Source organism: Caldimonas sp. KR1-144, assembly GCF_049446155.1.
Lineage (GTDB): Bacteria > Pseudomonadota > Gammaproteobacteria > Burkholderiales > Burkholderiaceae_C > Rivibacter.
In genome coordinates, this window is record NZ_JBMSEE010000010.1 from 30,818 (window position 1) to 44,648 (window position 13,831).

Below are 13,831 nucleotides of genomic sequence, written 5' to 3' on the forward strand. Positions count from 1 at the left end.
TCGCCGCATGCCCAGCTTGCCAGTGCGCGCACCGCGCTTCATCGTTGGTCCGCAAGGGCCGGCCGGACCCGAACGCTGGCCGCTGTACAAGACCGCCGCGTCGCGAGCGATCGAGTCCGCTGCCCAGCACGCGGTGCCGCCTCACACCCTGATGGAGCGTGCGGCGCAGGCGCTCGAACGGCTCGCCCGCGCCATCGCGCCGCACGCGCGGCGCGTCTGGATCGTCGCCGGCCCCGGCAACAACGGCGGCGACGGTCTCGAATGTGCGGCGATGCTGGCCGCCGCAGGTGCGCAGGTCCACGTGAGCCTGCTGGCGGCAGACACGGCGCGGCTTCCGCCCGATGCATCGATCGCGCTCGAGCGCGCACGCGCGGCCGGCGTCGCCATTACGCGCGCGCTCGATCCGCCGCCGCTCGGGCCACACGATCTCGCAATCGATGCCCTGCTCGGCCTGGGCCGCCGCAACCGTGCGCCGAGCCGCCCGCTGGCCGACGCCATTGCGGCACTCAATGCCCTTCCCTGCGCCATCTTGTCGGTCGATCTGCCCTCGGGGCTGGATGCTGACACCGGCTGGCTGCAGCACGCCGACAAGGAGGCCGCGCCCTGCGTGCGCGCCACCCACACGCTTGCGCTGCTGACGCTCAAGCCCGGACTCTTCACCGCCCACGGCCGCGACCATGTCGGCACAGTCTGGTTCGACGATCTCGGCGTGGCGCACGAGCACCCCGTCGATGCATGGCTCGTCTGCCGCGCCGCAGCCGCCGCCGAGCGCCCGCATGCCAGCCACAAGGGCAGCTACGGCGACGTCGTCGTGATCGGCGGTGCGGCCACGATGGGTGGCGCCGTGCGTCTTGCCGGCCGCGCGGCCGCGCTCACCGGTGCTGGGCGCGTCTTCGTCTCGCCGCTCGAAGGTCCGGTCGAGTTCGATCCCGGCGCGCCGGAACTGATGATGCGCGACTGGACGACATCGCCGATCGATCACGCGACGGTGGTGTGCGGCTGCGGTGGCGGCGAAGTCGTGCGCTCGGCGCTGTCGCGCGTGCTGGCGCGCGCGCCGCGGCTCGTGCTCGATGCCGACGCGCTCAATGCCGTCGCCACCGACCCGATGCTCGCGGCCCAGCTCGTCGCACGGGCCGCGGCCGGGCGCGCGACGGTGCTCACGCCGCACCCGCTCGAGGCGGCGCGGCTGCTCGGTTCCACGACCGAGGCCGTGCAGTCAGACCGCCTGGCCGCCGCGCAGCAGCTCGCCGACCGCACGCGCGCGGTCGTGGTGCTCAAGGGCTCGGGCACAGTCGTCGCGGCGCCGTGGTCGGCGCCATCGATCAATGCCACCGGCAATGCCGCGCTGGCCAACGCGGGCAGCGGCGACGTGCTGGCCGGAATGATCGGCGGCGGCTGGATGGCCGGCGGCCGCGCCACCGACGTGTCGGCGGCGGCACAGGCCCTGATCGCCGCGCGGGAGATGGTGGCGAGCCACGGCGCCCTGGCGGACACCTGGGCCGTACGGCGCCATGGGCCGATGGTGCCCAGCAGCCAGCTGGCGATGCTCGCCGGCCGGCCGCTCTGAGCCTCGCGGGTCAGCGGCGCGCGCGCTTGCCGGACTTGGCAGCAGCCGGGTTGCCGGCGCCGCGCGACCTGGCCGCGGTCTTCGCGCCGGCCGCTTTGGCGGCGCGCTTGTGCACCCGGTCGGTGGCCTTGACGGCATCGAGCGCCGCGCTGGCACTGCCGTGAGCGCGCTCGCGCACCGACTTGGGCATCGCGGCCAGGCCGTCGCGCACGAGGCGGAAGTCGATCTTGCGACCGTCGAGGTCGACGCGGCTGACCTGAACCCGCACGCGGCTGCCCACGGCATAGCGAACGCCGGTGCGTTCGCCGCGCAGCTCCTGGCGGACCTCGTCGAAGCGGAAATACTCGCCGCCCAGCTCGGTGATGTGCACCAGGCCCTCGACGTAGAGTTCGTCGAGCGTGACGAAAAGGCCGAAGCTCGTCGCCGCCGTCACGGCACCCGAGTACTCCTCGCCCAAATGCTCGCGCATGAACTTGCACTTGAGCCAGGCCTCGACGTCGCGCGAGGCCTCGTCGGCGCGCCGCTCGTTGGCGCTGCAGTGCGCGCCGGCGGCTTCCCACATCTGCAGCTCCGGGCTGCCGGGCTTGAGTTCGCCCTTGGCCACGTCGGCGCCCGCGCGCGCGCTGCCGCGCCGCGCGGGACGCGTGTGCACCGCAGAACTGGCCAGCTCGGGTGCATGCAGGTGGTAGCGGCGCGCGCCGAGCAGCGCCTTGATGACGCGATGCACGAGCAGGTCGGGGTAGCGGCGGATCGGGCTCGTGAAGTGCGTGTAGGCGCTGTAGGCCAAGCCGAAGTGGCCGCTGTTGATCGGCGTGTAGATCGCCTGCTGCATCGAGCGCAGCAGCATGCTGTGGATCTGCTGCGCGTCGGGCCGGTCCTTGGTGGCCTCGGCCAAGGCCTGGAACTCGCCGGGCTTGGGATCGTCGCTGACGCCCAGACCGAGTCCGAGCGCGCGCAGGTAGGACTGCAGCGTCGCGCGCTTCTCGGGCGTGGGCCCTTCGTGCACGCGGTACAGCGACGGATGCTTGGCGCCGGCGATGAAGTCGGCCGAGCACACGTTGGCCGCAAGCATGGCTTCTTCGATCAGCTTGTGCGCGTCGTTGCGGGTGCGCGGGACGATCTTCTCGATGCGGCCGTTGTCGTCGCAGACGATCTGCGTCTCAGTGGTCTCGAAGTCGACCGCGCCGCGCGCGGTGCGCGCCTTCAGCAGCGCACGATAGACCTCGTGCAGATGCAAAAGGTGCGGCACGAGCTCCTTGCGGCGCTGCGCCTCCGGGCCGCGCGTGTTCGCGAGGATCGCCGCCACCTCGGTGTAGGTGAAGCGCGCATGCGAGCAGATCACCGCCGGGAAGAACTGGTAGGCGTGGATCTCGCCGCTGGCATTGATCACCATGTCGCACACCATCGCCAGCCGCTCTTCGAGCGGGTTCAGCGAACACAGCCCGTTCGACAGCTTCTCCGGCAGCATGGGAATCACACGGCGCGGGAAATAGACGCTGGTGGCGCGCTCGTAGGCGTCGTCGTCGAGTGCCTCGCCGGGCTTTACGTAGTGGCTCACGTCGGCGATCGCGACTACCAGGCGCCAGGCGTTGGGCTTCTTGACGCGCCCGATGCTCGCCGGCTCGCAGTAGACCGCGTCGTCGAAGTCGCGCGCATCTTCGCCGTCGATGGTCACCAACGCCACGTCGGTGAGATCGATCCGATGCTTCTTGTCGATCGGGCGCAGCTTCTCCGGCAGCTTGGCGGCCTGCGCCATCGTCTCCGCGGAGAAGCGGTGCGGCACCTCGTACTTGCGCACGGCGATCTCGATCTCCATGCCGGGATCGTCGATCTCGCCGAGCACCTCGGTCACGCGACCGACCGGCTGCGAGTACAGCGACGGCGGCTCGGTCAGCTCGACCGCAACCACCTGCCCGGGCTGCGCCTTCGCGGTCGCATTCTTGGGCACCAGGATGTCCTGGCCGTAGCGCTTGTCCTCCGGCGCGACGAGCCAGACGCCGCCTTCGAACAGCAGGCGTCCGATGATGGGCGCCTTGCGCCGCTCGATGATCTCCAGCACGCGGCCCTCGGGGCGGCCCTTGCGGTCGTAGCGAATGATGCGCACGCGCACCCGGTCGCGATGCAAGACGGCGCGCATTTCCTGCGGCGAGAGATAGATGTCGGCATCGCCGTCGTCGCGCTGGACGAATCCGTGTCCGTCGCGGTGGCCCTGTACCGTGCCATCGACTTCACTCATCAGGGCCGTGCCGACCAATGCGGTGGCACTTGTGTCTTTATCGTTTTTAATGCTATGATCTCCGTCTTCGGTACCTGCCCAGGTGGCGGAATTGGTAGACGCACTAGTTTCAGGTACTAGCGCTTAACGGCGTGGAGGTTCGAGTCCTCTCCTGGGCACCAGATGATAAAAGGCCAGCACGAAAGTGCTGGCCTTTTTGTTTGCCCGTCTTTCGCGTGCATGGGAATAGGAATGCCCGCGAAGAATGGCGCCAGTGAATGTGCGCCGAGAGGTGTGCACAGAGAGGGCGCGCCGAGAAGGCGCGCAATCCGGACAGTGCAGGAACGCGCCGTCAAACCGCGAGCTTCTTGGCGATGCCTTCGGGGCGCAGCGTGTCGTACTCCTCGAAGGGCTGATGAATCCACGGGCTCGTGGGCAGCATCTCGACGAAGTAGTCCGGGGTGTAGGTGGACACGCCCTTGACCCAGATCACCGCCGAGCGCAGCTCGCTGATCGAGGGGATGCCGCGCAGGCGCTCCACCACGGCCTTGAGCGTGACGCCCGAGTCGGAGAGATCGTCGACCAGCAGCACGCGGCCGGCCAGGTCGCCCTTGGGCATGGTGATGTACTTGGCCATGTCCAGGCGCCCCTGGATCGTGCCGGCCTCGGCGCGGTAGGAACTCGTCGACATGATCGCCAGCGGCTTGTCGAACACGCGCGAAAGGATGTCGCCGGGGCGCATGCCGCCGCGGGCGAGGCACAGGATCTGGTCGAAGCCCCAGCCCGAGTTGTGCACCTTGAGCGCCAGGCGCTCGGTCAGCAGGTGGTACTCGTCCCAGGAAACGTAGAGGTGCTTGCCGTCGTCGGTGAGCATGGCGGTGGTGCTCCAGGCTGTTTCGTGTGCCTGCGGCTCAGCCCTGGTAGGGATGGCGCAGGAGAATCGTGTGATCGCGGTCCGGCCCGGTCGAGACCATGTCGATCGGCGCACCGATGAAGGCCTGCACGCGCTCAAGGTAGCGGCGCGCATTGAGCGGCAGCGCATCCCACCGCGTCAGGCCGGCGGTGCTTTCCGTCCAGCCCGCAAAGCTCTCGTAGATCGGCTTGCAGCGCACGATCTCGTCGGCGTCGAGCGGCAGGATGTCGATGCGCTCGCCGTCGAGTTCGTAGCCCACACCCATCTTGATCTCGGCCAGGCCGTCGAGCACGTCAAGCTTGGTGATGCACAGGCCCGAGATGCCGTTGATGAGGATCGAGCGCTTGAGCGCCCCCGCGTCGAGCCAGCCGCAGCGGCGCGCGCGGCCGGTGACCGTGCCGCGCTCCTGGCCGACCGTCGACAGGTGGTGACCCACGGTGCCCGGCGCGTCGATCGGCAGCTCGGTGGGAAACGGACCCGAGCCCACGCGCGTCGTGTAGGCCTTGGTGATGCCCAGGATGTAGTGCAGCTTGTCCGGCCCCACGCCCGAGCCCGCGGCCGCATTGCCGGCGACGCAGTTGCTCGACGTGACGTAGGGATAGGTGCCGTGATCGATGTCCAGCAGCGTGCCCTGTGCGCCCTCGAACAGCACGTTGCCGCCGGCGCGGTTGGTCTGGTCGATGCGCACGCCGACGTCGGCCATCATCGGCTTGAGCTGCTCGGCGACCTTCATCGCGAGGTCGAAGATCGGCTGGAACTCCAGCGGCTGGGCACCCAGGAAGCCCTGCAGCGTGAAGTTGTGCAGATCGAGCAGTTCGCGCAGCTTCTTGGCGAAGCGCTCGGGATGCTTGAGATCCTGCACCCGCAACGCACGTCGCGCGACCTTGTCCTCGTAGGCCGGACCGATGCCCTTGCCGGTCGTGCCGATCTTGCCGGCGCCCGAACTTTCGCGCAGCGTTTCGCGCGCCTTGTCGACCTCGACATGGAACGGCAGGATCAAGGGGCAAGACTCGCTGATGAACAGGCGCGAGCGCACCTCGACGCCGTTGGCCTCGAGCCGCTCGATCTCGCCGAGCAGATGCGTCGGATCGACCACCACGCCGTTGCCGATGTAGCACGCCACACCGGGACGCATGACGCCTGAAGGGATGAGCTGAAGCGCGGTCTTCTTGCCGTTGATCACGAGCGTGTGGCCGGCATTGTGGCCGCCCTGGAAGCGCGCCACGGCGGCGGCGTGATCGGTCAGCCAGTCGACGACCTTGCCCTTGCCCTCGTCGCCCCACTGCGTGCCGACGACGACCACGTTGCGGCCACGCGCGGTGACCCCTGCCTTGCTGGTTTCCATCTGGTTCGGTCCTGAAGATCGCGGCGGCGGCGCGCTCACAGCGCGCGCACCACCCAATGACCATCGACCGCGACGATCTCGCGGTCGCAGTCGAATTCCTGCACCTCGTGCTCGTGCCCCGGCAGCACGCAGACCACGGTCTCGCCCTGCTGGCGCAGGCGGCGCAGCAGCGCTCGCAGGTCGGCGTCGTCGCCGCCCCACGGGGCGCGGATCGCCGCGCGCCGGCCATCGACGGCAGCCAGCTCGGCCAGGCGCTTCAGGTCCATGCTGAAGCCCACCGCCGGACGGTTGCGGCCGAACGCCGCGCCCACCTCGTCGTAGCGGCCGCCGCGCAGCAGCGAGTCGCTCGCGCCGCGCGCGTAGATCGCGAAACGTGCGCCGGTGTAGTAGCCGTAGCCGCCGAGGTCGGCGAGATCGAAGCCCACCTGAACCGAGGCGTGCGCCTGGCGCGCATGGCGCGCGAGCAGCGCCAGGTCGTCGAGCGCGGCGGTGATGAGCGCGCGCGCCGGGAGCACGCGGCGCGCAGCTTCGAGGACTTCATCGGAACCGTACAGCGAGCCGAGCGCCCGCAGTGCGTCGCGAACCTCGGCTGGCAGATCCGCGCTCAGGTGGCGCAACTCGGCGCCGTCCTTGGCGGCCAGTGCCGCATAGATGGCCTCGAGCCGCGGTGCATCGAGCGCAATGCCGGCCAGCAGGCCGCGCACGATGCGCGCATCGGCGAGATCGAGCACAGCGCCGTCGACGCCGACACGCGCCAGGCATTCGAGCGCCAGGTCCTGGGCCTCCAGGTCGGCTTCGAGGCCGGCATGGCCGTAGATCTCGGCGCCGAACTGCAGCGGCTCGCGCGTGGCGTGCGGCGCGGCCGGACGCGCATGCAGCACCGGCCCGCAGTAGGCCAGACGGGTCAGGCCCTCGCGGTTGAGCAGGTGGGCGTCGATGCGCGCGACTTGCGGCGTCGTGTCCGCACGCACGCCGAGCATGCGGCCGCTGAGCTGGTCGACGAGCTTGAAGGTGCGCAGGTCCAGTGCATGATCGGTGCCCGACAGCAGCGACTCCACGTGCTCGACAAGCGGCGGCATCACCAGCTCATAGCCGTGGGCACGCGCGGTGTCCAGCACCGCGCGACGCAGCTCCTCGATGCGGCGCGCCTCCGATGGCAGCACATCGGCGATGTGCTCGGGCAGCAGCCAAGCAGACGTCATGCAACGACCCGGAGTTAAAAGCGCATTGTACCGGCGCTGCCGCGCCGGCCCGCCTGCGGAGGATCAGCGGCCCAACACCGCCAGCAGCACGAGCCCGACGAGCATGCTCGCCAGGCCCAGGAAGCGCAGCTGGCCGTCGGTGAGCCGCGTCACCTGCTCGAACAGCGCGCGCCAGCGCCTCGGACTCAGGAAGGGCATCAAGCCTTCGAACACCAGCATCAGCGCGAAGGCGGGCAGCAGCAGGTCCCACATGGCCGTCAACGCGCCGCACCGCACCGAAGCGGCACGCGCCTAAGAGAACCGGTCACTTGCGCGGGCCGGCCGTGCCGGAACCCGCACCCTGCATCGCCCGGAAGAACTCGCTGTTCGGCTCTACCACGAGCACGTCGCTCTTGTTGCGGAAGCTGGCGCGATAGGCCTCGAGGCTGCGGTAGAACTGCGCGAAGGACGGGTCACGCCCGAACGCGTCGGCGTACAGCGCACTGGCCTTCGCGTCGCCCTCGCCCTTGAGCTTCTGGGCATCGCGGTAGGCCTCGGCAACGATCACCTCGCGCTGCTTGTCGGCGTCGGCGCGGATCTTTTCGCCCTCGGCCTGGCCGGTCGAGCGAAGCTCGTTGGCCACGCGCTTGCGCTCGGACTCCATGCGGCGGTAGACCGCCTCGGTGATGTTGGAGGCAAAGTCGACGCGCTTGATGCGCACGTCCACGACCTCGATGCCGAACGCCTTGGCGTCGTCCTGCAGACGCGCGATCACGCCTTGCATGACCTTGTCGCGCTCGGAAGACAGCATCGCGCGCACGTCGCGCTTGGTGACTTCCTCGTTGAGCGCCGCCTGAACGATGGGCGACAGCCGCGCCTCGGCATTGCGCACGTCGGTGCCATTGTTGCGGATGAACTGGCGCGGATCGGTCACGCGCCACTTCACCAGCCAGTCGATCACCAGGCTCTTCTTCTCGGCCGTGAAGATCGGCCGCGTTTCGGGGCTGTCGAGGCTCTGGATGCGGCGGTCCAGGAACACGACGTTCTGGAACGGCGGCGGCAGCTTGAACTTCAGGCCGGGCTGGGCGATGACTTCCTTGATTTCGCCCAGCGCATACAGCACTGCGAACTGGCGCTGGTCGACGACGAACAGCGTCGACGAGGCCACCATCAGGGCGACCAGCGCGCCCAAAACGATCATGCCGATTCGATTCATGGTCTTGTTCTCCGGCGGCGATCAGCGCGATTCGCGATCGCGGCTGCGGGCGTTGTCGCGCGAGCGCACGTCGCTGGGCACCGTGGTGCTGTCGGGCGCGACGGTCGAAGACGAGGCCTGCGCAGCGGCGGCCGGCGCGCCGGCCGCCTGCATCAGCTTGTCCAGCGGCAGGTACAGCAGGTTGGAGTTGCCGTGCACGTCGACCATCACCTTGCTGACGTTGCTGTACACGTCGCGCATCGTGTCGGTGTAGAGGCGGTCGCGCGTGACCTGCGGCGCCTTCTGGTACTCGGCATAGACCTGGCGGAAGCGCGACGCGTCGCCCTCGGCCTGCGAGACCACGCGTTGGCGGTAGCCCTCGGCCTCGGCACGCAGGCGCGACGCCGTGCCCTGCGCCTTGGGGATCACGTCGTTGGCGTAGGCCTGGCCTTCGTTCTTGAAGCGCTCGCGGTCGGCACCGGCCTTGACCGCATCGTCGAACGCCGCCTGCACCTGCTCGGGCGGTTGCACGTTCTGCACGTTGACGTTGGAAATCAGGATGCCGGCCTTCAGGCGGTCGAGCTGGGCCTGGATCAGCTGCACCAGGCTGGTGGCGATGGCGTCGCGCTGCTCGTAGAGCACGGAGTCCATGTTGCTCCTGCCGACGATCTCGCGCACCGCGCTCTCCGCGGCCAGCACGACCGCTTCGTCGGCATTGCGGTTCTCGAACAGGTAGTCCTTGGAGTCCTTGAGGCGGTACTGCACCGTGAAGCGGATGTCGACGATGTTCTCGTCGAGCGTGAGCATCGACGAGTCGCGCAGGCCGGTGGCTTGCACCGTGCCGCCGCGGCCGATCTCGACCGAGCGCAGCTGCGTGACGTTGACGACCTCGTAGGACTGGAAGGGATACGGCAGGCGCCACTGGAAGCCGGCCTCGACCGTCTTGCTGTAGCGGCCGAAGGACATCACGATGCCCTGCTGCCCTTCCTGAACGATGAAGAAGCCGCTGCCCAGCCAGATCAGCACGACCACGCCGGCGATCAGGCTGACGCCGATGCCGGCGCCCTTCATGTCGGGCGGCAGCGGCGGTCCGCCCTCCGGGCGCTGGCCGCCGCCCTTGCCGCCGAACAGGCCGCTGAGCTTGCGGTTGAAGTCGCGCCAGAGCTCGTCGAGATCGGGCGGGCCTTCGTTGCGGCCGTTGCTCATCGCCATGCCCGGCACGAACCGGCGCACCGCGCCGGACAGCAGCGCGCGCACGGCCGCCGCGGTGGCCGCCACACGGGCGCGCGCGCCCGAGGGGCGGTCAAAGGTGGGGGTCGCGTCGAAGGCCATGGTCATCTTTGGGAGTCGTCGGTGCCGGTGCGCGGCGACACGGTGATCTGGGGGTCGGCGTGATTGTCTTCAACGTCAAAGCGCAGATCGGCCGCTGCCTCGGGCTCGCTGGGCTGACTGAGTGCGGCTTGCGACAGCAGACGGCGCAGCTGCGGCAAGCCCTCGCCCGTGAGCGCGCTGACGAACACGCGCGGCGTGCGAACCCCGCCTTCGCGCTCGATCTCGTCGACGCGCTGGCGGGGCAGCTGGGTCGGCTCGAGCAGGTCGGACTTGTTGCACACCAGGATCTGCGGGATGCGCGCCGCGCCGATCTCGCCCAGCACGCGCTCCACCTCGGCCATCTGCTCGTCGAACACCGGACTCGAGGCATCGACCACGTGCAGCAGCAAGTCGGCATCGGCCGCCTCCTGCAGCGTGGCCTCGAAGGCCTCGACCAGCGTGTGCGGCAGGTCACGGATGAAGCCCACCGTGTCCGACAGACTCACCGAGCGCTGGGCATCCTCGAGGTAGAGCTGGCGCGTCGTGGTGTCGAGTGTCGCGAACAGCTGGTCGGCCGCATAGGCGCGCGCCTTGACCAGCGCATTGAACAGCGTCGACTTGCCGGCGTTGGTGTAGCCCACCAGCGAGATGCGGAAGGTACCGTGTCGCTCGCGCGACTTGCGTTGCGTGCCGCGCTGGCGCTTGACCTTGTCGAGGCGCGCCTTGAGCTGCTTGATGCGCTCGCCGATCATGCGGCGGTCGAGCTCGATCTGCCGCTCGCCCGGGCCGCCTCGGTGACCGACGCCGCCGCGCTGGCGCTCCAGGTGACTCCAGCGACGCACCAGCCGCGTGCTCAGGTACTGCAGCCGCGCGAGCTCGACCTGCAGCTTGCCCTCGTGGCTCTGGGCGCGTGCGCCGAAGATCTCGAGGATGAGGCCGACGCGGTCGAGCACCTCGACGCCGAGATGGCGCTCGAGGTTGCGCTGCTGGGCCGGAGACAAGGCCTGGTCGAAGATCACGGCCTGGGCCTGGTGGCCTTCGACCAGCGCCTTGATCTCGTCGGCCTTGCCTGCACCGACGAACAGCGCCGCGTCGGGCGCCTTGCGGCGCGCGGTCAGGCGCGCGACCGGCGTGTCGCCGGCCGATTCGGCCAGCAGCGCGAGTTCGTCGAGCGTGGGATCGAACGGGCTGCCCGGTCCGAGATCCACGCCGACGAGGATCGTGCGGGCCTCGGCCGAGGGAGTGGTGGCGCTCAAGATCGCGTGCGGCGCAACGCCGGCGGCATCGCGCCGCCCGCATCGAACATCAGTTGCCGCCGTCCGCCGGCTCGTTGGCGTGGAAGTTGACCGCGCGGCCCGGCACGACGGTGGAGATCGCGTGCTTGTAGACCATCTGGGTCACGGTGTTGCGCAGCAGGACGACGTATTGGTCAAAAGACTCGATCTGGCCCTGGAGCTTGATGCCGTTGACGAGGTAGATCGAGACCGGAACGTGTTCCTTGCGCAGGAGGTTCAGGAACGGGTCTTGTAGGAGTTGCCCTTTGTTGCTCACGATATGCTCCGTGTTGGAATCGACGCTCGGAAGGTAACACAGGCCCGCACGCGGACCCCTGACGCGTTACGAGTCCTTCTCATTGAAGGGGTTCCGGCCCCCGCGCAGTTCGATGCGCAAGGGCGTGCCGCTGAGCTTGAAGTGCGCGCGAAAGCGCCCTTCGAGATAGCGCTTGTAGGCATCGGTCACGTGATCGGTGCCGGTGCCGTGGATCACCACGATCGGGGGGTTCTGGCCGCCTTGGTGCGCGTAGCGCAGCTTGGGGCGGAACGCGCCGGCACGCTTGGGCGCCTGGAACTCCACCGCCTCGTGCAACAGCCGCGTGAGCACCGGCGTGCTCATCTTCTTGGTCGCCGAGGCCCAGGCGTCGGCGATCGCCTGCCACAGCGGCCCCAGCCCCTGGCGCTTGAGCGCCGAGATGTGCAGCACCGGTGCGAACTTCAGGAACGCCAGGCGCGACTCGATCGAGCGCTCAAGCATCTGGCGCTGGTAGCTGTCGATCGCGTCCCACTTGTTGATCGCGATCACCACCGCGCGGCCCGCGTCGAGCACGTAGCCGGCGATGTGCGCGTCCTGATCCGAAACGCCTTCCTTGGCGTCGATCAGCAGCACGACGACGTTGGCGTCGGCGATCGCCTGCAAGGTCTTGACCACCGAGAACTTCTCGATCGCCTCGAACACCCGCCCCTTGCGACGCAGGCCGGCGGTGTCGATCAGCTGGTAGCGCTGGCCGTTGCGCTCGAAAGGCACCGAGATCGCGTCGCGCGTGGTGCCGGGCATGTCGAACGCGACCAGGCGCTCCTCGCCGAGCCAGGTGTTGATCAGCGTGCTCTTGCCGACGTTGGGCCGGCCGGCGACCGCAAGGCGGATAGGGCGCGCCTCGCTGCCGTCGGCGAGGGCCTCGTCCTCGGGCTCCTCTTCGGGCAGCAGGCCCTCGAGCGCCGCCTCGACCAGGCTTCGGATGCCCTGCCCGTGCGCGGCCGATACCGGATGCGGTTCGCCCAGACCCAGTTCGTAGAACTCGCCCAGCAGTGGCGACTCCTGCATGCCTTCGGCCTTGTTGGCCGCGAGCAGCACGCGCTTGCCGGCGGTGCGCAGGTAGTTGGCGATGTCGTGGTCCTGCGCCGACAAGCCGCCGCGCACGTCGACCACGAAGATCACCGCATCCGCCTCGGCCACCGCCTGGCGCGTCTGCTTGGCCATCTCCTTGACGATGCCGGTCTCGGCCGTCGGCTCGAAGCCGCCGGTGTCGATGACGATGAACTCCTGCGCGCCGAGCTTGCCGTCGCCGTAGTGGCGATCGCGCGTGAGGCCCGCGAAGTCGGCCACGATCGCGTCCCGGCTCTTGGTGAGCCGGTTGAACAGCGTCGACTTGCCGACGTTGGGGCGCCCGACGAGCGCGATGACGGGTTTCATGCCTACTCGGGTCGGAAGGCGACGACGTTGCCATTGGCCGTGACGACCAACAGCGTGCTGCCCACGCGCACCGGTGCGCCGACCACCGGCTTGCTGCCGGTCGACAGGCGCAGCAGCGGTTGCCCGTCGGCGCGATCGACGAAGTGCAGCCAGCCCTCCTTGTCGCCGAACACCAGCGTGCGGCCGACCACGGCGGGAGCCGACAGGTCGCGGTACAGGAAACGCTCGGAGGTCCAGGCGGTCTCGCCGCTGGCGCGCTTCCAGGCGGTGATGCGGTCGCTCGCGTCGACGCCGAAGACGTAGTCGTCGTCGGCGGCCACGCCTTCGGTGCCGCCGATCGGCTTGGTCCACTGCAGCACGCCGCGCTCGGCCGCGACGCAGCCCACCGCTGCCTGGAAGGCGCGCGAGCAGATCGTGTCGCCGATGCGCGCCGCCGGGCCCACGAGGTCGGCGAGGCGCTCGACCTCGTTGGTGCCGCGCGGCGAAGCGACCGCGGTCTCCCAGCGGATCGAGCCCCTCAACGGATCGACGCCGACCAGGCGCGGACCTTGCCCGACCACCAGGGTGTCCTTCCACGGCAGCATCACGCCCGGCTGGGACAGCGTCAGCGGGTCGCCGCCGGGACGCGACAGCGCCCAGATCTTGCGGCCGTCGAGCACGTCGAAGGCGGTCACGGCACGGTCGATGCCCTGCACGAACACGCGCTCGCCGGCCACGAGCGGCGGCGTCACGACGCGCGCGGCCAGCCGGCTGCGCCACAGCGGCTTGCCGGCGTCGAGCACGACCAGCTCGTTGTCGACCGTCACCACCGCGGCATAGCGGCCGTCGCTGCCGACGCCGGCGCTGAGCTTGGCGCCGGCATCGCCGCGCCACAGTTCGCGGCCGGTGTCGGCGGCCAGCGCCAGCACGGTGCCGTCGCTGTCGGCCAGCGTGAAGTGCCCGCCCGCGGTCGCGACGCGCATCGGAAAACGCACGTTCGACAGCGCATGGCGCCAGACTTCCTTGCCCGCGATCTGCGGCTTGAGCGGCTCCAGCGGCGTGGGGTCGGGCCGCGGGCTGCTGCCGCAGGCCGCGACCAGCACGGCGACCGCGGCAACCGCCGCGGCCATGCAGACGCGCTGGCCGATCGGCATGCGG

The 13,831-nt window shown here is 69.5% G+C and carries 12 protein-coding genes and 1 tRNA gene; 2 read left to right on the forward strand and 11 right to left on the reverse strand.

The window, feature by feature from the left end; all coding sequences use genetic code 11:
• Positions 1–7: 7 nt before the first annotated feature.
• Positions 8–1,567 carry an NAD(P)H-hydrate dehydratase gene (locus ACO2TI_RS20235; protein WP_423286984.1) on the forward strand — a complete coding sequence of 520 codons (1,560 nt, stop codon included), beginning with the start codon at positions 8–10 and terminating at the stop codon, positions 1,565–1,567.
• Positions 1,568–1,577: 10 nt separating this feature from the next.
• Here the strand turns inward: ACO2TI_RS20235 and rnr are convergent, their stop codons facing one another.
• Positions 1,578–3,803 (reverse strand): ribonuclease R, encoded by a 2,226-nt coding sequence (gene rnr, locus ACO2TI_RS20240; protein ID WP_423286985.1) that lies wholly within the window; start codon positions 3,801–3,803, stop codon positions 1,578–1,580.
• A 76-nt stretch (positions 3,804–3,879) separates the two neighbouring features.
• Here rnr and ACO2TI_RS20245 point away from each other — a divergent pair.
• Positions 3,880–3,964: transfer RNA gene (locus tag ACO2TI_RS20245), tRNA-Leu, on the forward strand.
• 170 nt (positions 3,965–4,134) lie between these two features.
• On the opposite strand, the gene ACO2TI_RS20250 is transcribed toward ACO2TI_RS20245, so the two are convergent.
• The 10 genes from ACO2TI_RS20250 to bamB form a co-directional block, all read right to left on the reverse strand.
• The gene (locus tag ACO2TI_RS20250) at positions 4,135–4,656 is read right to left on the reverse strand and encodes a phosphoribosyltransferase (protein ID WP_423286986.1); all 522 of its coding nucleotides are present in this window, start codon (positions 4,654–4,656) and stop codon (positions 4,135–4,137) included.
• 37 nt (positions 4,657–4,693) lie between these two features.
• Positions 4,694–6,040 (reverse strand): adenylosuccinate synthase, encoded by a 1,347-nt coding sequence (locus ACO2TI_RS20255; RefSeq protein ID WP_423286987.1) that lies wholly within the window; start codon positions 6,038–6,040, stop codon positions 4,694–4,696.
• A gap of 35 nt (positions 6,041–6,075) precedes the next feature.
• Positions 6,076–7,242: an ATP phosphoribosyltransferase regulatory subunit gene (locus ACO2TI_RS20260; RefSeq protein WP_423286988.1), complete on the reverse strand. Its 1,167-nt coding sequence runs from the start codon at positions 7,240–7,242 to the stop codon at positions 6,076–6,078.
• A gap of 63 nt (positions 7,243–7,305) precedes the next feature.
• A complete protein-coding gene (locus ACO2TI_RS20265; protein WP_423286989.1) occupies positions 7,306–7,494 on the reverse strand; it encodes a DUF2065 domain-containing protein in 189 nt (62 codons plus the stop codon).
• Between the two features lie 52 nt (positions 7,495–7,546).
• Positions 7,547–8,437 (reverse strand): protease modulator HflC, encoded by an 891-nt coding sequence (gene hflC / locus ACO2TI_RS20270; RefSeq protein WP_423286990.1) that lies wholly within the window; start codon positions 8,435–8,437, stop codon positions 7,547–7,549.
• A 21-nt stretch (positions 8,438–8,458) separates the two neighbouring features.
• Positions 8,459–9,628, reverse strand: coding sequence for an FtsH protease activity modulator HflK (gene hflK / locus ACO2TI_RS20275; protein ID WP_423287152.1), 1,170 nt, complete (start codon positions 9,626–9,628; stop codon positions 8,459–8,461).
• A gap of 122 nt (positions 9,629–9,750) precedes the next feature.
• Positions 9,751–10,983: a GTPase HflX gene (hflX, locus tag ACO2TI_RS20280; protein ID WP_423286991.1), complete on the reverse strand. Its 1,233-nt coding sequence runs from the start codon at positions 10,981–10,983 to the stop codon at positions 9,751–9,753.
• A 49-nt stretch (positions 10,984–11,032) separates the two neighbouring features.
• Positions 11,033–11,278, reverse strand: coding sequence for an RNA chaperone Hfq (gene hfq / locus ACO2TI_RS20285; protein ID WP_423286992.1), 246 nt, complete (start codon positions 11,276–11,278; stop codon positions 11,033–11,035).
• A 66-nt stretch (positions 11,279–11,344) separates the two neighbouring features.
• Positions 11,345–12,694 (reverse strand): ribosome biogenesis GTPase Der, encoded by a 1,350-nt coding sequence (gene der / locus ACO2TI_RS20290; RefSeq protein WP_423286993.1) that lies wholly within the window; start codon positions 12,692–12,694, stop codon positions 11,345–11,347.
• Positions 12,695–12,696: 2 nt separating this feature from the next.
• Positions 12,697–13,827, reverse strand: a complete 1,131-nt coding sequence (bamB, locus tag ACO2TI_RS20295; protein ID WP_423287153.1) for an outer membrane protein assembly factor BamB — start codon at positions 13,825–13,827, stop codon at positions 12,697–12,699.
• Between the last annotated feature and the right edge of the window lie 4 nt (positions 13,828–13,831).